The sequence below is a fragment of the Paenibacillus illinoisensis NBRC 15959 genome (assembly GCF_004000925.1).
Taxonomy (GTDB): domain Bacteria; phylum Bacillota; class Bacilli; order Paenibacillales; family Paenibacillaceae; genus Paenibacillus; species Paenibacillus illinoisensis.
Window position 1 is genome coordinate 22,738 of sequence record NZ_BIME01000014.1, and the last position, 24,014, is coordinate 46,751.

Sequence of the window (24,014 nt, forward strand, 5' to 3'; positions counted from 1 at the left end):
CGGATGCTCTTTAGCATTTTTCCTTCGGAGTAATTTAGGGAGGGGATTTCATTGGAGAAAGTGGACATTTTTAAGGACATAGCTGAGCGGACCGGAGGGGATATCTATCTCGGGGTTGTCGGCGCAGTCCGGACGGGGAAATCAACATTTATTAAACGATTCATGGAAACGATCGTACTGCCAAACATCGCAAGCGAGGCTGATCGTGCCCGTGCAGTGGATGAACTTCCACAGAGTGCAGCAGGCAAAACGATTATGACCACCGAGCCGAAATTCGTACCGAATAACGCAGTCCAGATCAAAGTGGCTGAAGGGCTCGATGTTAATGTACGTTTGGTGGATTGTGTAGGGTACGCTGTGGAGGGTGCGAAGGGCTATGAGGATGAAAATGGTCCACGCATGATCTCCACGCCGTGGTTCGAAGAGCCGATCCCGTTCCAGGAAGCAGCGGAGATTGGCACGCGAAAAGTCATTCAGGAGCATTCCACATTGGGTGTGGTGGTTACCACAGACGGCACCATTGCCGAGATCGCCCGTAGTTCCTACGTGGAATCCGAAGAACGAGTCATTGCCGAACTGAAAGAGGTTGGCAAACCGTTCGTACTGATCATCAACTCTACCCGTCCTCGCAGTGAAGAGGCTCTTCAATTGCGAAGCGAATTGGCAGCTAAATATGATATTCCGGTAATGACATTAAGCGCGGCCACCATGACGGAAGATGATGTGACAGGCGTGCTGCGTGAAGTCCTGTATGAGTTCCCTGTTCATGAGGTGAATGTGAATCTGCCGAGCTGGGTTATGGTCCTGAATGAAACCCACTGGCTGCGTAACAACTACGAAAATTCCGTGCGCGACACGGTGAAGGACATTCGTAGACTGCGTGACGTGGACCGGGTTGTATCCCAGTTCATGGAGTATGAGTTCATTGACCGCGCAGGACTCAGCGGCATGAACATGGGCCAGGGTGTGGCCGAAATTGATCTGTACGCACCTGATGAATTATACGATCAGATCCTCGTGGAAGTGGTCGGCATTGAAATCAGAGGCAAGGATCATCTGCTGCAGCTGATGCAGGAATTCTCTCATGCCAAACGGGAATATGATCGCTTCGCTGAAGCCTTGGAGATGGTCAAAACGACCGGATACGGCATTGCGGCACCTTCGCTTGCTGAGATGGCACTGGATGAACCCGAGCTCATTCGCCAAGGCACCAAATTCGGTGTGCGTTTGAAAGCAACTGCACCTTCCATTCACATGATCCGGGTCGATGTCGAGTCCGAGTTCGCACCGATTATCGGTACGGAGAAGCAAAGTGAGGAACTGGTGAGGTACCTGATGCAGGACTTCGAGAACGACCCAATCAAGGTGTGGGATTCAGACATGTTTGGTCGTTCACTGCATTCCATCGTGCGCGAAGGGATTCAGGGCAAGATTGCCATGATGCCGGACAATGCAAGGTACAAATTGCAGGAGACATTGGGACGTATCATAAACGAAGGTTCAGGCGGCTTGATTGCCATCATTCTGTAAGACAAAAGACCACAAGGCCATCCTTGTGGTCTTTTTGCTGTATGATTTAATTTCCTATAAACGGTACTACTGGATGTATACTACATGCTTCAAGAAAAACTTAGCGAGTTTTAGCTTTAAATTGTTAAAACCCATTTACATACTAGGGATTAGCCGTTATATTAATATTCAACTATTGTGATCAAGGTCACTGAGAGTGCACGAATAGGGGGAGACAGAGATGAAAAAGAAAGATACGAAATGGGTATGGCTAAGTGTTCTGCTTATATTTACATTGGCACTGTCCGCTTGCGGGATCAAAAAAGAACCAGCAGCAGCTCCAGCTTCCGGAGCATCAGAGGACAAGCCCAAGACGGAGGCAGTGACTGGCCCGCTTAGTGGTAAACGAATTGCCCTAATCATGGAATTTAACACGGGCACATTCTCACAGCAGTATGTACAAGGCGTAAAAGAGGAAATTGAAAAATTCGGCGGTGAGCTAACTACATTTGTTGCTGATAATGATAAAGCCAAAATGGTTTCTTTGCTGGACAGCGCAATTAACCAGAAGTTCGATGCAATCTTGACGGATCACGGGGACTCGCTCCTGGAACCGGGTGTGAAAAAAGCAGTAGAACAAAACATTCCGGTAGTAGTCTTCGATGCAGCTATCCAAGTACCAGGGGCAACCGTACTGTCTCAGGATGACCAGAAGATGGCGGAACTTACACTGGAACAAATGAAAAAGGATATTAACGGCCAGGGGAATATCGTGAAAGTATGGGTGGCCGGATTCGCTCCTATGGAACGTCGCCAGATTGCTTACGGCGAATTCATGAAAGAGAATACGGACATCAAGGAGATTGCCACATTTGGCTCAGCGCAAAACCCGGCTCTGGATACACAAGCCAAGATGGAAGCGATTCTGAAACAATATCCGAAAGGCGAAATCACAGCCGTGTGGGCAGCGTGGGATGAGTTTGCCAAAGGTGCTGCACGTGCAATCCAGCAAGCGGGTCGTGATGAAATTAAAGTTTACGGTATCGATATGAGTGATGAGGATTTGCAAATGATTCAGGATCCGAAAAATCCTTGGGTTGCTTCCGCAGCGGTAGACCCGACAGACATTGGACGTGTTCAGGTACGTTACGCTTATCAGAAACTGAACGGCGATGAGACTAAAGATCAGGTGGTCCTTAATCCGGTTTATGTTCAACGCGAAGCACTGCCTGAGACACAAATCTCTACTTCCGAATTGTCCCAATATGTTGAGGGTTGGGGAGGAAGTACACAGGGCATCAAGGATTGGATGGCGGAATACGGAATCACTGCTAAATAAAGCAGCGTTAGTAGGCGCGCCGCAAGGTGCGCTTTTTTCGCAGGCAGATATGTAAAACAACAGATTGTAAGGATAGCATGACTCCCTGGAGGAGGGATTGGAGGTTTACATCATGACAACTGCACCGATTTTGCTTCAAATGGAACATATTCATAAGCAGTTTGCTGGCATTCCTGCGCTAAAAGACGTTGATTTCTCTGTAAAAGGTGGAGAGATTCATGCATTGCTTGGCGCCAATGGAGCAGGGAAAAGTACCTTGATGAAAATTCTGTCGGGTGCCTACCAACTGGATCAGGGCCAGATTCGTTTAAATGATCAGCATTTACGTCTAAATTCACCGGGGGACGCTAAGGCAAACGGAATTCACTGTGTCTATCAGGAGGTCGATGCTGCACTGGTACCGCAGCTGACGGCTGCTGAGAACATTATGCTGGACCAGCTGGCTTCTCCAGTTGGTGGATGGTGGAAAAGCCCGCGTAAGCTCCAGCAGCGTGCTCTTGAGGCACTCAAAGAATTGGGAGCAGACATTGCAGTTCAGAAAAAGGTAGCGGACCTTACACTTGCAGAGAAACAGATGATTCTGCTGGCGCGCATCCTGATTCAGGATGCCAAGGTGATTATTTTTGATGAACCGACTGCTCCGCTGAGCCAGGAAGAAACCGATGCCTTTTTCCGGATCGTTCATCTGTTAAAAGAACGGGGAGTAGCTTGCATTTTTATAACCCACCGGCTTGCTGAGGTGACTGGGCATTGTGATCGAGTGACCGTCATGAGAGACGGGCAGCATGTATTTACGGGTGAGGCGCGTGGACTAACTGTCAATGACCTGGTCACACAAATGCTGGGCAAGCCATTCGAAGAGGAATTTCCGAAGACGGAAGCACCTATAGGCGAGGTAATCTTTGAAGCACGTGGACTGCACCGGGGGATCAAGGTGAAGGGGGTTGATTTGTCTGTACGCCGTGGTGAGGTTCTGGCTGTTGTCGGTCTGGTCGGTGCGGGCAAAACGGAATGCTCCCGTCTTCTGATTGGAGCAGACCAGGTGGAGAAAGGGGATATTCGTTTAAACGATAAACCGCTTCGCTTCTCTCAGCCGGCGGATGCTGCAGCTTCAGGCATTGTTTCCGTACCCGAGGAACGTCGCAAGCAGGGGATTCTCATTCAGGAAAATGTGGAACGAAATTTGAGCCTGCCCTTGCTCGGACGTCTTAGTACATTCGGATTCGTGAGTCGCAAAAAGGAGCGGGAGAACGCGGAATCACTGGTTCAACAGCTCGGCATTAAAACATCTTCGGTACGTCAGGAAGTGAAGTATCTGAGCGGAGGTAACCAGCAGAAAGTAGCTATTGGCAAATGGCTGAATGCGGACGCTGATGTCTTTATATTTGATGAACCTACCAAGGGCGTGGATATTGGAGCCAAAAGTGACATCTTTCGTATCATTAACGAGCTGGCGTTGGCAGGCAAGGCGGTCATCTATTTCACATGTGAGCTGGACGAGGGGCTCGGTATAGGAGACCGCATTGCAGTGATGTGTGAAGGGAAAATCGTAAAAGAATTCAAGCGTGGCGAGACCAACCAAGAACAACTGCTATACTACGCAAGCGGTGGACAAGAGGTGCAGGTATGAAGGACAAATCTATGGATTTTGCGTTCCGTTACGGGGCGATTATCGTTATTATCGGAGTTATTGCTTTTTTTGGCATCAAATTGCCTTACTTTTTTACCTACAGTAATCTGACTGACATTCTGGGGTCGATATCGATCGTGACCTTTGTGGCTATCGGTGTAACGTTATCTCTCATTGTGGATGGTTTCGATCTCTCGGTGGGGGCTACCGTCTCATTGACGACCGTTGTAACGGCATCGTTAATGATCTGGTATCAGCAGCCGCTCGCCGTTGTCATTATTGTTCCGCTCGTGATCGGTGCAGTCATTGGCCTCCTGAATGCTTTGTTGATTGTAAAACTGCGCATTCCTGATCTGCTCGCCACGCTGGCGACCATGTACATCATTGGAGGTATTCACAAAACGTACGCGCAAGGGTATACCATTTATAATCATATGCAATTTCCTGATGGCAGCAAGGCGGCCGGAGAGATGGATCCTACGTTCTTGCTGATTGGTCAGGGGAAATGGCTCGGCATGCCTATATCGGTTATCCTCCTTCTCGTTGCAGTCATTGGTGTTCATATCTTTTTGACGTATACGAAATACGGACGCCAGATGTACGTTACTGGAGGCAATGAAGAGGCGGCGCGCTTGTCCGGAATCAAGGTGAAAAAGGTGCGTACGCTTGCTTATGTGGCTGCTGGCGTGTTTGCTGCAATAGGGGGCATTATCTACGCCTCCAAAGTGGGATCAGGACAGATTGATGCAGGATCTCCGTTGTTAATGGAATCCGTAGCAGCTGTGTTTGTAGGGTTCTCTGTCTTCGGTGCGGGTAAACCAAATGTTATCGGAACCTTCATTGGTTCAGTCCTGATTGGGGTACTGGTGAACGGTTTAACCATGATGAATGTTCAGTATTTTACTCATGATATTGTAAAAGGTGGCGTCCTCGTGCTTGCCCTGGCGGTGACATTTTACGTGCTAAACCGCAACCGCACTTGAAATTGTGTGCTGTCTGTATTAGTATAAAATTTGTTCCGCGTCTGAAACGCGCTTGGTTTCAGGCGGCATTCTGCCGGAAATGACTGTTGACCGCAGGCGGATAATTGTGTTCATCACGCTCAAGATGTACGTAGATTTTTTGCGTATGAACGTATATTTCGCTATAAAACGGAAACACAGTATAACATTCAGGACATTGATTCAGGAGGTGAAAACAAATGAACAAATCAGACTTGATTACACACGTGTCCGAAGCGACTGAATTGTCCAAAAAGGATGTAACGAAAGCGGTTGATGCCGTATTCGAAGCAATCTCTGAGGCTCTTCAAAGCGGAGACAAAGTACAATTGGTTGGTTTTGGGAACTTCGAAGTTCGCGAGCGTTCTGCACGCAAAGGGCGTAACCCGCAAACAGGTGAAGAAATCGAAATTCCTGCGAGCAAAATTCCTGCATTCAAACCAGGTAAAGCGCTCAAAGACGGAATTAAATAAGATTTCTACATATTCCATATGTCAAAGAAAGGACCGTGACTCGTTCACGGCCTTTTCTTTTGTCTTCTAACGATGTGCCTCGCTGTTTTTTGTGTCCTCAGGGTCGTCCGGTTGCTTGCTGTAAGCGATCAATATCAGATCTTCTCCTGCTGATTCCGAAAGGTGCTGTTCAATGTCCTGTAGCTGATGAATATGCTCGTCTGTCAAGGTTGCAGGGGTGTACTTCATGCAGAGGCTCCTTTCTATGGAATGTATCCTGTAGTATGACCCGGTTCCCATAGATTATTGCAGCTTTACAAGCAAAACTCAGTTGACAAATGAATCAATCTTAATCATCATTAACGCTATTGAACAATTAGGAGAGGGGACGCTACGTAATGGACCATCCAACCGGCAGTGATTACATTGTCATTAAGGCAGAGGAAAACGGAGTTCAGGTCATCGGTTTGACGCGAGGACAGGACACGCGTTTTCATCATACCGAGAAGCTGGACAAAGGTGAAGTTATGATTGCCCAGTTTACGAATCATACTTCCGCGATCAAAATCCGCGGTAAGGCTACCATGATTACAAAGCATGGCCAAATAGAATCAGAATAAAAGACGAGTTAAGAGTCTGTTGCATCAGAGCTAAGCGTCGTTTTACGGAAATCTCCTGCCTGTTCACGAAGTGGATTGGGGTAGAGCCAATACTTTGGGTATGAACGAAAAATTGCAGGCATAGCCTGCTTTTTTTCATTGTACAATGAGGTATGAGCCTTTACCGGACAGACTACACTAACATGTAAAGGCAGGGAGGCATTTATGAAACCGCGGATGATCGTGACGGCTTCGCTGCTGGCAACGGTTGCAGCAGTTTTCCTGTTGGTTGCTGTGCAAACCTTACATATGCGAACATTGGGCGGAGAGCGGGTACAGCCGGTATCTGCAGCTGAGCAAAAGCTGGAACTGTCTGACGAGAATTTGGTGGACGTTCTGAGCTCCATGCATTTGACTACACCGATTGCAAAAGTGGAGTGGAAGCAGTCCATTTTGAAACTGGATCTGAAGGTGACAGGTACCGGAACAAGTTACACCGAAATCTATGACAATATGGCAACGGTAGCAGAGCTTGGATTTCACGGTCTTGATAACGTAGAGCAAATACTGCTTCGTGTCATGGCAGAAGATGAGTGGCTGCACAAAAGGCATCTGCTGCTTGCTGCAGATATACGAAGAAATGAGTGGCCAACAGATGCAATTGAAGCACTTCGAAATTGGAAAAGCCCCGTCTTATCCGGTGAAATAAAAGATTGGTTTCACATCATGGAGACCGATCTGTGGAAGAAGCAATTCGAATTGTTGAACGAAGGGTAATAGAATAGCAGGATTCAGTGCGTGTCTGTTCAACATATGCTATAATATATAAGATTGTAGTGCAGAAATGGTTTAACAATGCAAAGGCTCGGAGGCTGAGAATGAATTCATATCGCGTACCCCAACTAGCAAAAAAATATACGGATTACGACATGATTCGACAACATACGGAAATACCACCGTTTCCGGATAGCCGGGCTCGTCTGCTGCAGGCGTTTGTGGGCCGTACAGATGAAAAGGAACATGATGAGCTGTATGCTCTGGCTACCTCGCTCGTCCAGCTGGCCATGGATACGCATGATCGAATCGATACGATCTCCGGGGATCGGAAAGAGCAGGAGATGCGCTCACGCCAGTTGAATGTTCTTGCTGGTGATTATTTGAGCAGTCGCTTTTATCAGCTGCTTGCCCATGCGGGTCGTATTGAGATGATCGGCAAGCTCAGCGGTGCCGTATCTGAAGTCAACGTGCGCAAGATGACGCTGTATGATCGGATGAAAAAGCTTCTCGTTTCGGCTGAAGAATACTTGCGTGAAACGGTACAGCTGAAGATGCAGCTGTTTCTTTCTTTTGCGGACATGATTGGATCAAAGGAACAGAAGCTATGGGAGAGTCTTCTTGCCGAATTCAGCTTGTGCGAGACCGTTGTGGAAGAGCTGCAGCGAATGAAAGACGCGAAGAAATTCAGCCATAGCTATGCTTTCTGGCATATATACAAGCAAGGTACAGCCGATGAGCGGAACGTGATTGGCCAGCCGGAGCCAGATATGCGGGCATGTGGGGCCATGGCAGTGAAGTATCAAATTGATGGGCTTCTGCTGGACAGGCTTCGTGAAAGTACAAACCGCATAAAGCTTTTGCTGCAGGAAGAACAAGACCAGCGGGGATTAGCTGAGCTGTATGCCATCTTGGAAACCTATTTGGGTTATCTGGAGCCTTCACACGCAGCAGTAAGGGAAGATTGAGGGGGAGACAAATGGGGAGCGCAGAGTCGAAACCAAAAGAAGAGTTTGTCCATTCGGTGTTTCAGAGTATAGCCGGAAAATATGATGTCATGAATGACATCCTGAGTTTCCGCAGGCATAAAGCCTGGCGCAAATTCACAATGAAGAAAATGAACATGTCCAAAGGGGATACAGGCTTAGATCTATGCTGCGGTACCTGTGACTGGACGCTGGCGATGGCAGAGGCAAGTGAAACAGGTCACATGCATGGACTGGACTTTAGCAGCAACATGCTTGAAGTCGGGCAGAACAAGGTTAATGCCGTAAACAGACAAAAGCAGATTACGCTTGTTCAGGGGAATGCCATGTCACTTCCTTTTGAAGATAATTCATTTGATTATGTTACCATTGGATTTGGCCTTCGTAATGTTCCTGATCTGAGACAGGTTTTATCGGAGATGAAACGTGTAGTGAAACCAGGTGGCATGGTTGTGTGCCTGGAATTGTCCAAGCCGACATGGCAACCGTTTAAAGGTATTTATTATTTTTATTTTGAACAAGTACTGCCGAGACTTGCCAAATTGTTCGCCAAACGTTATGAGCAGTATAAGTGGCTGCCTGATTCATTGGCATTATTTCCGGGAAGGAAGGAACTGGCTACCATTTTCGAAGAAACCGGATTGAAGCAAGTGCAGGCCTATCCTCTGACCGGAGGCATCGCGGCATTGCATATTGGAACCAAGGAGAATCAGCATGTTTAGGAAAATTCGCATCTTTTTAGAAATGATCAAAATTGAACATACGCTTTTTGCTTTACCTTTTGCATTTATGGGTGCCATTCTCGGGTCTATGGTCGTGAACGGAACGTTCCCAACCTGGATGCAGATTATGTGGGTGCTACTGGCCATGGTTGGTGCACGCAGTGCGGCATTTGGACTTAACCGGATGATTGACCAAGCGATCGACGGCAAAAATCCGCGGACGGCTATGCGTGCCATCCCAGCGGGCCTGCTCAAAAATGGCGAGGTTGTTATCTTTATTATTGTCTCGTTTGTACTGTTATTCTGGGCTTCATCCAATCTTAATGTGTTATCAATGCAATTACTGCCAATTGCAGTGTTTATGACGGTATTGTACTCATACACCAAACGATTCACATGGCTCTGCCATGTTGTTCTAGGAATGACTATTGGCCTTGCTCCACTTGGAGGCTGGGTTGCTGTTACGGGGTCCATGGATTGGACAGCCATTGTGCTGTACGTTACGATTGTGTTCTGGACAGCAGGCTTTGATATTATTTATGCTTGTCAGGACCTGGAATTCGACCAGGAAGAGGGGCTTCATTCCATTCCTTCCCGTTTCGGACTTATTAAATCGTTGAATATTGCCAAGTTCTTTCACATTATTACAGCCATCGGATTTTTGGCGCTTCTGTTGATGACGGATCTGAGCTGGTGGTATGGTGCAGGCATGCTGATTACATATGGTATTCTTTTCTATGAGCACTATATTGTATCGCCTAACGATATGAGTCGTGTACAGACGGCTTTCTTTACCATGAATAGTGTTTTGAGTCTGGTCGTATTTACCTTTACTTTGATAGACCTGGCGGTGAAATAAACATGCAGCAGCTGGACAATAAACGACTTGTTGTCGGAATTACCGGAGCCAGCGGAAGTATTTATGGCATAAGACTTATTGAAACGCTGCTCGGCCTGGATTTCACTGTTCATCTGGTGATTTCTAATGCCGGCTGGCGGGTTTTAAAAGAAGAAATGGATTGGGATGTCACGAATCGTGAAGGTGTGCTGGAAGAGAAATTCGGCGGCCTCGGCGGTTCGCTGGTTTATCATCCCGTTAGTGATATAGGGGCTTCGATTGCAAGCGGATCTTACCTGGCTGATGGCATGATCATCATGCCATGCTCCATGGGCACACTTTCCTCCATCGCACAGGGGTCGTCAGACAATCTGATGTCTCGTGCTGCGGATGTCATGATGAAGGAGGCAAGGCCGCTAATTCTGGTGCCACGGGAGACTCCGCTGCATGCGATCCATCTGGAGAATATGCTCAAGCTCTCTCGCTTGGGTGTTCGAATGATTCCGGCCATGCCGGCTTTTTATCACAAACCTCAGACGATGGAAGAGTTGATTTTGTTTTTGGTAGGTAAAGTGCTGGATAGTTTGCGCATTCAGCATCAACTATTCGCAAGATGGGGAGAACCGGATCAACGGGGCTAGCCGTTTTTTTCTATAACTGTTTGAACTTAATATGCAGGATATGACCTGCTCGCCCCGGTATCCCGGGGTATTGGTGAGCGCTGATGGTAGAGTTTCGGTGAACCACAGCCTTGACCCATGCTCCGGCAACTTCTGGATTTGTTTCAGAACAAGTCGAAGAGTTTAATTCCCGGATGTCAGCCATGACATTCGATGAAGTAAGTACGACTTAGTAGAACACAAGCAGGAACGGCAAGCCCTGGTTTTTCGTTATGCCTGCAGGCCCGACTTGCTGGAGGGGAAGGTAAGCATGGATTTTTGGACTGATAATACGCTGACACGGGTGAACGAATGAAACTATTGGATATTTTCGGGTTGTTAAAAAAAGACATGGATTACATTGAAAAAGAATTGTATCGCAGTGTGCAGGGAGACCAGAAACTGCTAAGTGAAACTTCACTACATCTGCTCAAAGCAGGCGGGAAGCGTTTGCGACCAGTATTTGTACTGCTCGGCGGTAAATATGGTACATATGACATTGAACGCCTGAAGTTGATTGCGGTACCGCTGGAATTGATTCATTCCGCTTCGCTGGTACATGACGATGTTATTGATAATGCGGAGACACGGAGAGGCAAACCTACGGTAAAGTCCAAATGGGATAACCGGATTGCCATGTACACCGGGGATTATATCTATGGAAAAGCACTTCAGATGACAGCTGGCCTGTCCGATCCGGACATCCATCGTATTCTGGCGAAGGCCATGGTGCAGATGTCTATCGGTGAGATGGAGCAGATTCGTGACTTTTTCAATACAGGACAGAGTGTTCGCAATTACTTGCTGCGGATCCGTCGCAAAACGGCGCTGCTGATTGCAGTCAGCTGCCAGCTTGGAGCTCTGGCTACACGTGCACCAAAACATGTTTCTTCGCTCCTGTATACTTACGGATATAATGTGGGCATGGCCTTCCAGATTCAGGATGATGTACTTGATCTGGTGGGAACAGAGAAACAGCTGGGCAAGCCTCCAGGTAGTGATATGAAACAGGGCAATATTACGCTGCCAGTTCTATACGCTCTACAGGAACGTGATCTTCGTGAGCCGCTGCTTAACGAGATTTCGCGTGTTCAGCGTGAAGATGGACGGGCAAGTGCCTCGGATGCGATTGGAATGATTCGCCAAAGTCAAGGAATCGCTAAAGCTGAAGCACTGGCTGACCGATATATGAAGAAAGCGCTCGATGCTCTGGAACAGCTGCCTAATATCAAGACAAGCAAAAATTTGCGCGATATTGCACATTTTGTTGTCAAGCGGACTCATTAAAGTGCAGTGATATGATCATGCTGCTTATTGCTCCGGTTTACTCCAAAGACATAGATGTGAGATTCCTCATTGGGAGGAATTGGACATGTATGTTACAATCAAAGTGATTGCGTCTACATAATGAACTAACTTTGAACCGTGAGTGAGGAGTGAGCGTATGGATCGTACATTTTTGATGGTAAAGCCGGATGGTGTGCAGCGTGGTTTGATTGGGCGTATCGTTAGCCGTCTGGAAGACAAGGGGTTTAAAATGGTGGCTGGGAAACTGGTTCAGATGACAGAGGATCAGGCAAAGCGCCATTATGCGGAACATGAAGGAAAGCCGTTTTTTGATGATCTGGTGCAGTTTATCACATCCGGGCCTGTATTTGCGATGGTCTGGGAAGGTGATGACATTGTGGCACTTGCGCGGATCGTTATCGGCAAAACCAATGTAAAGGAAGCGGCTCCCGGTACGATCCGCGGAGACTTTGCGAGCCACACACCGCATAACCTGATTCATGGAGCTGATTCCCCGGAGTCTGCCACTCGTGAAGCAGCAAACTTCTTTACTTCAGATGAATTGGTGACGTACGACAAGAGCATCGCAGCCTGGTTGTAATTTATTAGCCAGAAGGGTGATACGATGCTGGAGCAGGAACAACTAGACCCGGATTATGCCGGTTTTATTCGGAAAATCAAAGAGAGCACAGGCATTGATCTTGCTCAATACAAGGAAGGCCAGATGAAAAGACGGCTGACCACACTTCGAAACAAAAACGGGTTTCATACATTTTCCAATTTTTTTGATGCCATGCAGAAGGATAAGTCGCTGTTTTACGAATTTCTCGATCGGATGACGATTAACGTTTCGGAATTTTGGCGAAATCCTAACCGCTGGGAAGTGCTCCGTGACGAGATCCTTCCTGAATTGATTGGTCCAAAGCGCCGTGTAAAGGTATGGAGTGCAGCTTGTTCAACTGGCGAAGAGCCCTATACACTTGCCATGATTTTGGATACGATGGGCATTCTTAAGGACAGTTCCATTACGGCGAGTGATCTGGACGAAGGCGCACTGGCCAAAGCCAAGGAAGGGCGTTATATGGAGCGTTCGCTCAAGGATGTCCCCAAAGAGACAGCCAGTCGTTATTTTAAACAGGACGGGTTGGTTTATCGAATCGATGACAAGCTCAAAAGCTCAATCAAGTTTATGAAGCAGAATCTGCTGCTGGACCCGTTTGATGATGGGTTTGATCTGATTGTGTGCCGGAATGTAATGATCTATTTTACCGAGGAAGCCAAAAATCTGTTGTATCATAAATTTGCAGCAAGTTTACGGCCAGGCGGCATTCTATTCGTAGGCAGCACAGAACAGATCTTCTCCCCTGGACAATACGGTCTGGAGACAGCGGAAACGTTCTTCTATCGCAAAAAATAAATAAGGTTAACGGATTGGATGACCGTCTGGATTACACACGAACATGTGTCCAGACGGTTATTTGTATTTCCGGGTAAAAATGAGTGTAATTTCAGCTCCGAATTGTGCCAGGACAAGCTGACCAGAATTTTGTTTTTGGGCAGGAAACGACGGGCTTTCTTGTCAAAGCGGGTCAGCTATACTATAATGAGCAAAGAAATTATGGGATTTTAGCAATGTGCAGTTTAACAGTTTAAAGGGGGAACGTATTATGAGTTTACGTTATTTAACCGCAGGGGAAACGCACGGACCCCAATTGACCGCGATTATCGAAGGATTGCCAAGCAATCTGAATATTGATTTTGAGGAACTGAACTTCCAGCTCCACCGTAGACAAAAAGGATATGGTCGTGGACGCCGGATGCAGATTGAGAAAGATCAGGCCAATTTTGTGGGTGGCATCCGTCACGGATATACAACTGGAGCTCCGGTAGCTTTGGTCGTTCAAAATAATGACTGGAAACACTGGCAGAACATTATGAATATTGAGCCTATTGAAGGCAGTGATGAAGAGAAACGCCGCGTTCATCGTCCTCGTCCTGGACATGCGGATCTGAACGGCGGACTCAAATATAATCTGAAAGATCTGCGCAACGTTCTAGAGCGCTCCAGTGCACGTGAAACAACGGTACGTGTAGCTTGTGGAGCGATTGCCCGTCAATTCCTGGCTGAGTTTGGCATTAAGGTAGCGGGGCGTGTACTGCGTATCGGAGAGATCGAAGCACCTTACCAAGACCTGCCTATCGATGAGCTGATTGAAGTAACCGAAGCTTCCTCGGTCCGAGTAACGGATGCAGAGACGGAGAAGAAGATGGAAGCCTACATTGATCAAATCAAGCAGGAAGGCGACTCCATCGGAGGAATCGTGGAATGCATTGTTGAAGGTGTGCCTGTCGGTCTCGGAAGCCATGTGCAGTATGATCGCAAACTGGATGCACGAATTGCTCAAGGTGTCATGTCTATTAATGCCTTTAAAGGTGTGGAGATCGGTATCGGATTCGAAGCAGGAACGATTCGCGGCTCCCAGGTACATGATGAAATTCTTCACACGGAGGAACGTGGTTACCACCGGGCAACCAATCGTTTGGGTGGATTTGAAGGCGGCATGACCAACGGAATGCCGGTCGTGGTTCGTGGGGTTATGAAACCTATTCCGACACTCTACAAACCACTTCAAAGTGTTGATATTGATACCAAAGAAGCCTTCACTGCCCAAGTCGAACGTTCAGATGCTTGTGCCGTTCCGGCAGCAAGCGTAGTCATGGAACATGTGGTGGCATGGGAGATTGCCAAGGCATTCCTTGAGAAGTTCGGTGGGGATTCCATGGAGGAAATTCGCGCGAACTACAACAACTATACCACTCAATTGGAGAGCTACTAATATGCGTCAGCTGACAGTTCAGTTGGAGGAACGCTCATATCCCATTCTGATTGGCAGTGGTCTGCTCGCTGAGGCGCCTCGATTTTTTGAGCAATATGGATTGACCAAGAAAAGTCCGCTGCTCATTATTACAGATGAGAATGTGGCTCCCAAGTATTTGGCTGGTCTTGAACAGACCCTCCGAGCGGCTGACTACACAGTTGTCTCGGCAGTGGTTCCTTCGGGAGAGACATCCAAATCCCTATCGGTTTATCAAGACATGATGACAGTTGCCATTGAGGGTAAGCTGGATCGCAGTTCCGCCATTATTGCGTTGGGCGGAGGCGTTGTGGGAGATCTCGCTGGATTCGTGGCGGCTACATATATGCGTGGAATCAAGTTTGTACAAGTACCTACAACAATCCTCGCACATGACAGCAGTGTTGGTGGTAAAGTAGCCGTTAACCATCCGCTAGCCAAAAATATGATTGGTGCATTCCATCAGCCTGAGCTTGTGCTCTATGATGTGGACACACTTCAATCCTTGCCGCCGCGCGATGTTTCAGCCGGACTATCGGAAATGCTGAAGCACGGACTGATTCGCGACGAAGCGTTTGCACATTGGTGTGAAGAGCATGCTGAAGCGTTGCTCGCGCTTGATCCGGAAGCACTCGGATACGGACTGGAACGCGGATGCGGCATCAAGGCTGAAATTGTGTCACGTGATGAGCGGGAAAACGGCGAGCGTGCACTTTTAAATTTGGGCCATACCATTGGTCACGCAATTGAAGCGATAGCTGGATACGGGGAGTTTTTGCATGGAGAAGCCATTTCTATCGGGATGGCCGGATCGGCTTTGCTGGGCGAGAAGCTTGGTGCACCTGCAGGTCTATATGACGATACGGTGCGGATGCTTCGTTCCCTGCGATTACCGGTCACCATGCCGAAACATCTGGATACCGATGCGTTGATGGATGCCATGATGCATGACAAGAAATTCCGTGAAGGACATATGGTTTTCATTATTCCGGATCGGATTGGAGCAGCGCGAATAGTGAAAGACGTGCCCGTATCGGCAGTTCGGGATGTCATTGAATTGCTTAAGAAGGGAGCAGAATAACGATGGTAACACGTGGAATTCGCGGGGCTACAACAGTCACGCAAAATAACGAAGAACAGATTTTGAAGGAAACAGCGGTATTGCTGCAGGAGATTGTGGACCGCAACGATATTAAGCCGGAAGATATCTGCAGCGTCTGGATTACGATGACGGGCGATTTGGATGCAGCCTTTCCAGCGAAGGCCATTCGCCAACTGGAAGGCTGGGAATTGGTACCTTTGATGTGTGCACTGGAAGTACCCGTTAAGGGCGCCTTGCCGAAATGCATTCGTTTCATGGTGCATGTGAACACAACCAAAGACCAACATGAAATCAATCATGTGTACCTGAATGGTGCACAATCCCTGCGGCCTGATTTGGCTGCACCTTCGAATTCATGAGAAATAGAGTGGTTGTCAAACCATTCTGAATGCTGTATAGTGAGAAACAGTTGAGTAGAGTATGAGTTGAGCTGAGAGCAGCTGAGATAGTGGAGTATATAGCAGAGTCCAGCGGGTGGTAGCCGGAGTAACAAGGTCGGCCAACTGATTCGCGGTACGTCGTGCTACAGGATTGATAGGAACAGGAACCTCATATTGTGAAACGTGTCCAGTGACACCGTTTTGTTTTGGTATATGCTCATTTTTGTTTGTTGAGATCCCATTTCGTTTCTGTGATGGTATCGTGCAAACAGGAGGAGCTAGTGAACCCATATTCAAGACGTGCAGGTTGGTGGATGTAGGACGTTCATTCATGAGACTGGTCTGATGATCCAGCATGGAAGTATAGGGACTTGTTATTTATGAAGCACCAAACTGTTAATTACAGCTTATAAACCCAGAACCTCTACCTGATGGTAGAGGTTTTTTTGTTATATACAACCGACTTTCTTCTACCTAATCTGAAAGGACGTGATCTGATGATAACGCCAAACGTTAATCAAGTACTGAAAATGTCGAGTGAATACAATCTGATTCCGGTAGTCAAACGGATTTTGGCTGATATGGAAACACCTATCCGGATTTTCCGCCGTTATGCTGAGAATGACCGGGCGTTCCTGCTGGAAAGTGTGGAGGGTGGTATTCAGTGGGCAAGGTATTCTTTCATTGGTACGGATCCGTTTCTGATGATTTCGGCCAAAAAGGGCCGGATGGAAGTGGAAGAAGCTGGCCAGAAGCGCGAGCTGCCGGGCAAACCCATTGAAGAACTAAAAGCGCTGCTGCGCAAGTACCGTAGTCCCAAAGACGACGAACTGCCGCCATTTACAGGCGGAGCGATTGGTTTTTTTGGATATGATCTGCTGCAATATTATGAGAAGCTTCCGGCTCATGCGCTGGATGATCTGAATATGGATGATATTCGCTTCATGTTCTGTGACCAGATTATTGTGTTTGACCACGTGAAACAGCAAATGCTGCTTGTCGGCAACGTTCATGTCAAAGAAGGAGCAACGGATGAGGACATCCGGAAAGCTTATGCAGTGACATCAGAGAAGCTTGAGCAGGCCGCTGAGCGCTTGCAGCAGCAGGGACCAGGGGAAAACCTGAATCCGCGATCCATTCCGGGAGACGTTGATCTGGGGGATATTCGTTCCAACCTAACTAAGGAACAGTTTATCGGTAATGTGGAGCAAGCCAAGGAATATATCCGTGCAGGTGATATTTTTCAGGTCGTGCTGTCGCAGCGCTTCCACATCGATACTGAAGTTTCCCCGCTTCATGTGTATCGTGTACTTCGGACACTGAACCCATCGCCCTATATGTATTATTTGAAAATGGATGATGAAATCATTGTCGGGACCTCACCAGAGGCTCTGGTGAAGGTGGACGGAAATCGTGTGGAGACACGGCCGATTGCCGGCACACGTCCAAGAGGTGCAACAGAAGCGGAGGATCGTGCTCTTGCAGCCGATCTGCTGCAGGATGAGAAGGAGCGGGCGGAACATCTCATGCTGGTTGATCTGGGCCGCAACGATCTCGGCCGTGTATCGAAATTTGGCAGTGTGAAGTGTGACATGTTCATGGAGATTGAGCGTTATTCTCACGTCATGCACATGGTATCGAACGTGACGGGCGAGCTTAGAGAAGACAAGGACTTCTTCGATGCATTCCTCTCTTGTCTCCCAGCTGGAACAGTATCGGGTGCACCGAAGCTGCGTGCGATGGAGATTATTGCAGAGCTTGAAAAAGAAGCACGCGGTGCCTACGCAGGCGCTATCGGGTATCTCGGGTTCTCCGGTAACATGGATGCCTGCATTACGATTCGAACCATCATTTTCAAAAAAGGAAAAGCGTACGTGCAGGCCGGAGCAGGCATTGTATGGGACTCGGTACCTGAAAGTGAATACGAGGAAACAGTCAACAAGGCGAAAGCATTACTTAAAGCAATCCGGACAGCGGAGGCCATGTTCCCTCCCAAGGGGAAAGATAACCACCTGACACTTGCCAATGCAGATTATTTTGTGACGCCAGCCACGGCTGTACAGAACTGAGAGAGGAGAGACCGGATATGAATATGAACCCTGTGATGAATGAAGATTCCAAAAGATCCGCATCTGCCTTAAGCCAGAACGAAGGAATGAAGGACGGACTTGCCAAAATTTTGGAGGGGAACCATCTCGAGCAGGCGGAAGCACGTAACTTGATGTACTCCATCATGAGGGGTGAAGCGACTCCGGCTCAGATCGGCGGGTTGCTGATGGCTCTCCGAATGAAGGGGGAAACGGTGGATGAAATCACCGGTTTTGCCGAAGCGATGCGCGGACAGGGCGGCCGGATTCTTACCGATGGCAGCGAGCTGCTCGACACTTGCGGGACCGGTGGATCGGGGATTCACAAGTTCAATATCTCAACAGCCTCAGCCATCATTGCGGCAGCAGTCTCTGTTCGAGTGGCGAAACATGGCAATCGATCTGCTTCAGGTAAAGCAGGCAGTGCGGATGTTCTTGAAGCGCTGGGGGTTAACATTCATCTGGATGGAGAACAGGCGAGACAATGCCTGGATGAGATCGGAATTTGCTTCTGTTTCGCTCAGGTGTACCATCCTTCCATGAAACATGCGGCTGCACCACGCAAAGAGCTCGGTGTACGTACGATCTTCAATATGCTTGGTCCTCTCACTAATCCCGCAGGTGCGGATCGGCAGCTCCTTGGTCTGTATGACCGCAGTCGTACGCCGATGATTGCAGAAGTTCTCAATCGTCTCGGTCTAAAGAGAGCGCTCGTCGTTGCAAGTCATGATGGACTGGATGAGATCAGCATATCCGCACCGACTCAGGTATCTGAACTGCGTAATGGTGAAGTTCAGACGTACGACATTGACCCGCGTGATATGGGGTTGTCGCTCCATCCGCTGGAGACCGTTCTTGGAGGAGATGCTCTCCAGAATGCCGAAATCATAAAACGAATCTTTCACGGAGAACGGAGCGCGTACCGTGATGTCGTTCTGTTAAATGCTGGAGCATGCATCTACCTTTCGGGTCTTGCTGAGACCGTTGCGGAAGGTGTGACCATGGCCGCTAATGCTGTGGATTCCGGAAAAGCAGCGATGAAATTGGAACAGCTAATACACACAACGGAGGCGTACAGTCATGTATCTTGATCGAATTGTAGCAACGAAACAGCAAGAGGTTGAAGTATTGGCCCAAACCTTTCAGATGGAAGAGGCATTAAAACAGATTGAAACATTGCCGGTTACCCGCGGGTTTGAACGGGCGTTATCGAAGAATCGTAATCGGAGCCTGGGACTTATTGCCGAAGTGAAAAAAGCATCACCATCCAAAGGGCTAATACGTCCTGACTTTCATCCGGTAAAGATTGCATTAGCCTATGAACGGGCAGGAGCAGATTGTATTTCCGTATTGACGGACGTCTCCTACTTTCAAGGCAGTGGAGAATATTTGCAGGCCATTCATCAAGCAGTGAATATTCCTCTTTTGCGTAAGGATTTTATTATCGATGAGCGCCAGATCGCTGAAGCAAGATTGCTTGGTGCAGATGCCATTTTGTTGATTGCAAGCATCCTGTCCCCAGAGCAGATCCGTCAGTATCTGTCATTTGCCAAAAGTATAGGACTGGATGTCTTAATTGAAGTCCATGACCGAACGGAACTGGAGCAGGTACTGGAGATTCCGCAGGCAACTCTTGTTGGGATCAATAACCGTAATCTGAAGACGTTCGAAACCAGCTTAAGTACAACGCTTGATCTGATGAAGCTGATTCCGGATGGCGTAACGTTAATCAGTGAGAGCGGAATTGACGGTCCAGAGCGTTTAGGATCACTTATAGAGGCTGGAGTACAGGGAATCCTCGTCGGTGAGCATCTGATGCGTAAGGATGATGTGGAAGCTGCCGTTTACGAACTGATGGGGCCAAGAGGATGAATAAACTTATGAATGACGGTGTGGGCGGCAGAGATAACGGGGCGCCTAGGGAATCGGCAGCGGCAGTAAAAATTTGTGGACTTCAGGACGTTGAAGTGCTAAAATCGATGATAAACTTGCCGATTGATTACATTGGTGTTGTCTTTGCCGAGTCCCGTCGCCAAATTGATGCGGGTAAGGCTGCCGAGTTAAGAGCGGTCCTCATGGACTGGAATGCTTCTCATCGTCCGAAACTGGCGGGAGTATTTGTGAATCCTTCAATCACAGAACTGGAGAGTGTCATGGAAGCAGCTCACCTGGATGTTATTCAGCTGCATGGACAGGAGTCTCCGGAATTTTGCGGACTGGTGAAGCAGCGTTTCGGCACCGAGGTATTCAAGGCTCTCTCTTTTCCCAAAGATGGAACAGCTGCAGAAGTGAACGATACTGCCAAGAAGGCACTTGATCCTTATCAAAACGTTGTGGATGCCATATTACTGGATACCTTTGATCCGTTATACGGAGGAGGTTCCGGCAAGACGTTTGCGTGGGATCGTATTCCCGCTTATGCCGAATGGGCAATTCAACATGGAATTGCTCTGTTCGTAGCAGGGGGGCTGCATCCGGATAATGTAGAGCAACTGATACAGACCTATGCACCAGACGGCGTCGATGTATCCAGCGGCGTAGAGTCTGACGGCGTGAAAGATATTGCAAAAATCACAGCATTTGTAGAAAGGGTGAAGCAGGCATGACACATCAATTGCCGGATCAACACGGGCGATTCGGTCCCTTCGGAGGCCGCTTTGTTCCTGAGACACTAATGAACGCTCTAATCGAATTGGAAGAGGCGTATGATCGTTACTCTCAAGACGATGAATTCAATAAGGAATTAAACTATCTGCTGAGTGAGTATTCCGGACGGGAGACTCCGCTGTATCATGCGGAACAGTTGTCTCGCCATCTGGGAGGACCGAAGATCTATCTGAAGCGGGAAGATTTGAATCATACCGGTGCACATAAAATTAACAATGCGATCGGACAAGGCTTGCTTGCCAAACGTATGGGTAAAAATAAAGTCATCGCCGAAACGGGTGCGGGACAGCATGGCGTCGCAACGGCAACCGTTGCTGCACTGCTTGGTCTTGAGTGTAAAGTGTTCATGGGCGAAGAAGATACAGAGCGTCAACAACTGAACGTTTTCCGGATGAAGCTGCTGGGGGCGGAAGTGATTCCGGTGACGTCGGGCACACGGACACTGAAGGATGCAGGGAATGAGGCTCTTCGTTACTGGGTCAGCAACGTGGAGGATACATTCTATGTGCTTGGATCAGTCGTTGGTCCTCATCCATATCCCATGATGGTGCGTAACTTTCAACGAGTCATTGGGGATGAGACGCGCAGACAGATCCAGGAGATCGAAGGGCGTCTTCCTGATGTGATCGTTGCGGCTGTCGGAGGCGGAAGCAATGCAATTGGCATGTTTTACCCGTTTATCGGGGATCAGGATGTGAAGCTGGTTGGTGTTGAAGCTGCCGGCAAAGGTGTGGACACTGAATTCCACGCAGCGACGATGAGTAAAGGGACACATGGCGTATTTCAGGGTTCCATGAGTTATTTGCTTCAGGATGAGTATGGACAGGTTCAACCTGCACATTCCATCTCGGCGGGTCTAGATTATCCTGGCGTTGGTCCGGAGCATTCCTATCTGAAAGACATTGAACGTGCTAAATATGTACCGATTACAGATCAGGAGGCGCTGGATGCCCTGCAGCTGCTCAGTCGTACAGAAGGTATCATTCCTGCACTGGAATCTGCACATGCCGTGGCTCAGGTCGTTAAGCTTGCACCTGAACTTACAGCAGAGGATATCGTTGTCATCTGTCTGTCCGGTCGGGGAGACAAAGATGTTGAATCCATTATGAAATATACGGGAGGGAACTTGTCATGAACCTAATGGACCAGACCTTCCTGCGTTTAAAGGAACAAAATCGTACAGCACTTATTCCGTTTCTGACCGTTGGTGACCCCGATGTGGAGACGACAATTGATATTATCAAGGAGCTTGAACAGGCAGGAGCTGACATCCTGGAGCTTGGGGTTCCCTATTCCGATCCGCTTGCGGATGGCCCTGTCATCCAGCGTGCATCCGAGCGTGCGCTGAAAAGCCAAATCTCCATTCGTACCTGCATGGAAACAGCCGCCAAAGCACGCGAGGCAGGGGTACAGCTGCCGTTTGTTCTCTTTACGTATTACAATCCTGTACTGCAAACGGGACTTGATTTGTTCTTTGATGAACTTGTCAAACACGATATTAGCGGCATGATTATTCCGGATCTTCCCATAGAGGAAGCAGAAGAGATGCGCCGCAGGGCGGACGCGGCAGGCGTGCATCTGGTTCCGCTGGTAGCTCCTACGTCCAACGCGCGGATTGAGCGTATCGTTAATGGAGCGAGAGGCTTTATCTACTGCGTATCTTCGCTAGGTGTAACAGGGGAAAGAGCCTCCTTCTTTGACGGAGTAGAGCGTTTTATTGAGACTGTGAAAAGTTTGACAGATATTCCGGTAGCGGTAGGGTTCGGCATTTCCAGCCATGAGCAAGTAGAGCGTTTTTCCCGCATCTGCGACGGGGTGGTTGTAGGGAGTGCCATTGTTCGTCAGGTGGAAGAAGCAATTCCTCTTCTTGGGAATCCGGATACCCGTGAGGCAGGGCTGTTGCAAATTCGCAACTTTGTGGCACAATTAAAAGGATAGGGAGATAACGACGTGTTATTGCCCTGCATGTTTCGGCATGTAACTTATAACTTAACTACAGGAGGCGGTCGGGTTGAAACCGAAATCCCAGATTGTCAATCTGCCTGTGTACCAACCGGGCAAACCGATTGAAGAAGTGAAACGTGAACTGGGGCTTGAGCAAGTGATCAAGCTGGCCTCCAACGAAAATCCATATGGCAGCTCTCCTGCCGTACTGGAAGCCATTACGAAAGAGTTGGCCCAAGTTAGTCTGTATCCTGATGGCAGCGCCGTTGAGCTTACAGGGGTGCTGGCAAAGCATTTGGGCGTGGAACGGAACAACATTATTTTTGGCTGCGGATCAGACGAGATTATTGCATTAATAACCCGTGCCTTCTTCCTTCCCGGCGATGAGACCATCATGGCGGATCAGACGTTTTCCGTGTACAAAAGCAATGCAGACATTGAGGGCGCAGTGACAATTGAAGTTCCGCTTCAAGATGGAACGCATGACCTGTCCTCCATGCTCGCGGAAATTAGTGATAGAACCAAAGTTATCTGGGTATGTAATCCGAATAACCCTACAGGGACAATTATCTCTGAGCAGGAACTTGTAGCATTTATGGATCGGGTACCTGCTCATGTAATGGTTGTGGTGGATGAGGCCTATTATGAGTTTGTAACGGATGCGGCTTATCCACAAACCATTTCCATGCTGGATCGTTATCCGAACCTGGTCATTCTACGGACATTCTCCAAAATCTATGGCCTTGCTTCACTACGAATTGGATATGGCATTGCACGTCCGGAGGTCATCGACCTGATTAACCGTGTACGTGAACCATTCAATACGTCGCGTTTTGGCCAGGTAGCGGCAACGGCTGCACTTTTGGACCAACCATTTGTTCAGGAATGTGCGAAGCAGAATGCATCTGAACGTGATTATCTGCAAAACGAGTTTGCCCGTCTTGGATTGCCGTTCTTCGCGTCACAAGGAAACTTCATCTTGGTCGATTTGGATATGCCATCTAAGGATGCATTCCAATCCTTGCTCAAACAAGGGATTATTGTCCGCCCTGGATTCCAAGTCTATCCAACATACATCCGTGTGTCAGTAGGCAAACCAGAACAGAACCGTGCTTTTGTGACGGCATTGGAGAACACGCTGGCTGAGAAGGCGACAACAAGCCACTAAAACCGGCGATGAAAG

The 24,014-nt window shown here is 48.3% G+C and carries 25 protein-coding genes; 24 read left to right on the top strand and 1 reads right to left on the bottom strand.

All coding sequences use genetic code 11. From position 1 onward, the window contains the following. Positions 1–51 precede the first annotated feature (51 nt). From spoIVA to PIL01S_RS25485, 5 genes are all read left to right on the top strand, one after another. A complete protein-coding gene (spoIVA, locus tag PIL01S_RS25465; protein ID WP_127540262.1) occupies positions 52–1,530 on the top strand; it encodes a stage IV sporulation protein A in 1,479 nt (492 codons plus the stop codon). A gap of 220 nt (positions 1,531–1,750) precedes the next feature. After that, positions 1,751–2,848: a sugar ABC transporter substrate-binding protein gene (locus tag PIL01S_RS25470; protein WP_127540264.1), complete on the top strand. Its 1,098-nt coding sequence runs from the start codon at positions 1,751–1,753 to the stop codon at positions 2,846–2,848. 112 nt (positions 2,849–2,960) lie between these two features. Beyond that, complete coding sequence (locus PIL01S_RS25475) at positions 2,961–4,478, top strand: sugar ABC transporter ATP-binding protein (RefSeq protein WP_127540266.1); 1,518 nt, start codon at positions 2,961–2,963, stop codon at positions 4,476–4,478. Then, positions 4,475–5,461, top strand: coding sequence for an ABC transporter permease (locus PIL01S_RS25480; RefSeq protein WP_095292881.1), 987 nt, complete (start codon positions 4,475–4,477; stop codon positions 5,459–5,461). Before PIL01S_RS25475 ends, PIL01S_RS25480 begins: the two co-directional genes overlap by 4 nt. Before the next feature lie 218 nt (positions 5,462–5,679). Then, entirely contained in the window at positions 5,680–5,952 is a 273-nt protein-coding gene (locus PIL01S_RS25485; RefSeq protein ID WP_024630670.1) for an HU family DNA-binding protein, read from the top strand. Positions 5,953–6,018: 66 nt separating this feature from the next. On the opposite strand, the gene PIL01S_RS29620 is transcribed toward PIL01S_RS25485, so the two are convergent. Further along, a complete protein-coding gene (locus PIL01S_RS29620; RefSeq protein ID WP_164764346.1) occupies positions 6,019–6,180 on the bottom strand; it encodes a hypothetical protein in 162 nt (53 codons plus the stop codon). Between the two features lie 149 nt (positions 6,181–6,329). On the opposite strand from PIL01S_RS29620, the gene mtrB reads away from it, so the two are divergent. From mtrB to hisC, 19 genes are all read left to right on the top strand, one after another. Beyond that, complete coding sequence (gene mtrB / locus PIL01S_RS25490) at positions 6,330–6,551, top strand: trp RNA-binding attenuation protein MtrB (protein WP_095292880.1); 222 nt, start codon at positions 6,330–6,332, stop codon at positions 6,549–6,551. A gap of 204 nt (positions 6,552–6,755) precedes the next feature. After that, positions 6,756–7,307, top strand: a complete 552-nt coding sequence (locus PIL01S_RS25495) for a hypothetical protein (protein WP_127540268.1) — start codon at positions 6,756–6,758, stop codon at positions 7,305–7,307. Positions 7,308–7,408: 101 nt separating this feature from the next. Next, the gene (locus tag PIL01S_RS25500; protein WP_127540270.1) at positions 7,409–8,272 is read left to right on the top strand and encodes a heptaprenyl diphosphate synthase component 1; all 864 of its coding nucleotides are present in this window, start codon (positions 7,409–7,411) and stop codon (positions 8,270–8,272) included. 11 nt (positions 8,273–8,283) lie between these two features. Beyond that, positions 8,284–9,012: a demethylmenaquinone methyltransferase gene (locus PIL01S_RS25505; RefSeq protein ID WP_095292874.1), complete on the top strand. Its 729-nt coding sequence runs from the start codon at positions 8,284–8,286 to the stop codon at positions 9,010–9,012. Further along, complete coding sequence (locus PIL01S_RS25510; RefSeq protein ID WP_127540271.1) at positions 9,005–9,871, top strand: UbiA-like polyprenyltransferase; 867 nt, start codon at positions 9,005–9,007, stop codon at positions 9,869–9,871. The genes PIL01S_RS25505 and PIL01S_RS25510 overlap by 8 nt, the downstream gene beginning before the upstream one ends. A 2-nt stretch (positions 9,872–9,873) precedes the next feature. Continuing rightward, positions 9,874–10,491 carry a UbiX family flavin prenyltransferase gene (locus PIL01S_RS25515; protein ID WP_095292870.1) on the top strand — a complete coding sequence of 206 codons (618 nt, stop codon included), beginning with the start codon at positions 9,874–9,876 and terminating at the stop codon, positions 10,489–10,491. Between the two features lie 330 nt (positions 10,492–10,821). After that, complete coding sequence (locus PIL01S_RS25520; protein WP_127540273.1) at positions 10,822–11,796, top strand: polyprenyl synthetase family protein; 975 nt, start codon at positions 10,822–10,824, stop codon at positions 11,794–11,796. Positions 11,797–11,953: 157 nt separating this feature from the next. Then, a complete protein-coding gene (ndk, locus tag PIL01S_RS25525; RefSeq protein WP_127540275.1) occupies positions 11,954–12,397 on the top strand; it encodes a nucleoside-diphosphate kinase in 444 nt (147 codons plus the stop codon). Positions 12,398–12,421: 24 nt separating this feature from the next. Next, positions 12,422–13,213: a CheR family methyltransferase gene (locus PIL01S_RS25530; RefSeq protein ID WP_127540277.1), complete on the top strand. Its 792-nt coding sequence runs from the start codon at positions 12,422–12,424 to the stop codon at positions 13,211–13,213. 250 nt (positions 13,214–13,463) lie between these two features. Continuing rightward, entirely contained in the window at positions 13,464–14,633 is a 1,170-nt protein-coding gene (gene aroC / locus PIL01S_RS25535; RefSeq protein ID WP_127540280.1) for a chorismate synthase, read from the top strand. A gap of 1 nt (position 14,634) precedes the next feature. Beyond that, positions 14,635–15,732 carry a 3-dehydroquinate synthase gene (gene aroB, locus PIL01S_RS25540; RefSeq protein WP_127540282.1) on the top strand — a complete coding sequence of 366 codons (1,098 nt, stop codon included), beginning with the start codon at positions 14,635–14,637 and terminating at the stop codon, positions 15,730–15,732. A gap of 2 nt (positions 15,733–15,734) precedes the next feature. Beyond that, entirely contained in the window at positions 15,735–16,112 is a 378-nt protein-coding gene (gene aroH / locus PIL01S_RS25545) for a chorismate mutase (protein ID WP_127540284.1), read from the top strand. Between the two features lie 518 nt (positions 16,113–16,630). Then, complete coding sequence (gene trpE, locus PIL01S_RS25550; RefSeq protein WP_127540286.1) at positions 16,631–18,202, top strand: anthranilate synthase component I; 1,572 nt, start codon at positions 16,631–16,633, stop codon at positions 18,200–18,202. A 35-nt stretch (positions 18,203–18,237) separates the two neighbouring features. Further along, positions 18,238–19,311: an anthranilate phosphoribosyltransferase gene (gene trpD, locus PIL01S_RS25555; protein WP_127540453.1), complete on the top strand. Its 1,074-nt coding sequence runs from the start codon at positions 18,238–18,240 to the stop codon at positions 19,309–19,311. Next, a complete protein-coding gene (gene trpC, locus PIL01S_RS25560) occupies positions 19,301–20,092 on the top strand; it encodes an indole-3-glycerol phosphate synthase TrpC (RefSeq protein WP_127540288.1) in 792 nt (263 codons plus the stop codon). Before trpD ends, trpC begins: the two co-directional genes overlap by 11 nt. Positions 20,093–20,100: 8 nt before the next feature. After that, positions 20,101–20,826: a phosphoribosylanthranilate isomerase gene (locus PIL01S_RS25565; RefSeq protein ID WP_127540455.1), complete on the top strand. Its 726-nt coding sequence runs from the start codon at positions 20,101–20,103 to the stop codon at positions 20,824–20,826. Next, positions 20,823–22,022, top strand: a complete 1,200-nt coding sequence (gene trpB / locus PIL01S_RS25570) for a tryptophan synthase subunit beta (protein WP_127540290.1) — start codon at positions 20,823–20,825, stop codon at positions 22,020–22,022. Before PIL01S_RS25565 ends, trpB begins: the two co-directional genes overlap by 4 nt. Next, positions 22,019–22,825, top strand: a complete 807-nt coding sequence (trpA, locus tag PIL01S_RS25575; protein ID WP_127540292.1) for a tryptophan synthase subunit alpha — start codon at positions 22,019–22,021, stop codon at positions 22,823–22,825. The genes trpB and trpA overlap by 4 nt, the downstream gene beginning before the upstream one ends. A 73-nt stretch (positions 22,826–22,898) precedes the next feature. After that, entirely contained in the window at positions 22,899–23,999 is a 1,101-nt protein-coding gene (hisC, locus tag PIL01S_RS25580) for a histidinol-phosphate transaminase (RefSeq protein ID WP_127540294.1), read from the top strand. The last annotated feature ends 15 nt before the right edge of the window (positions 24,000–24,014 follow it).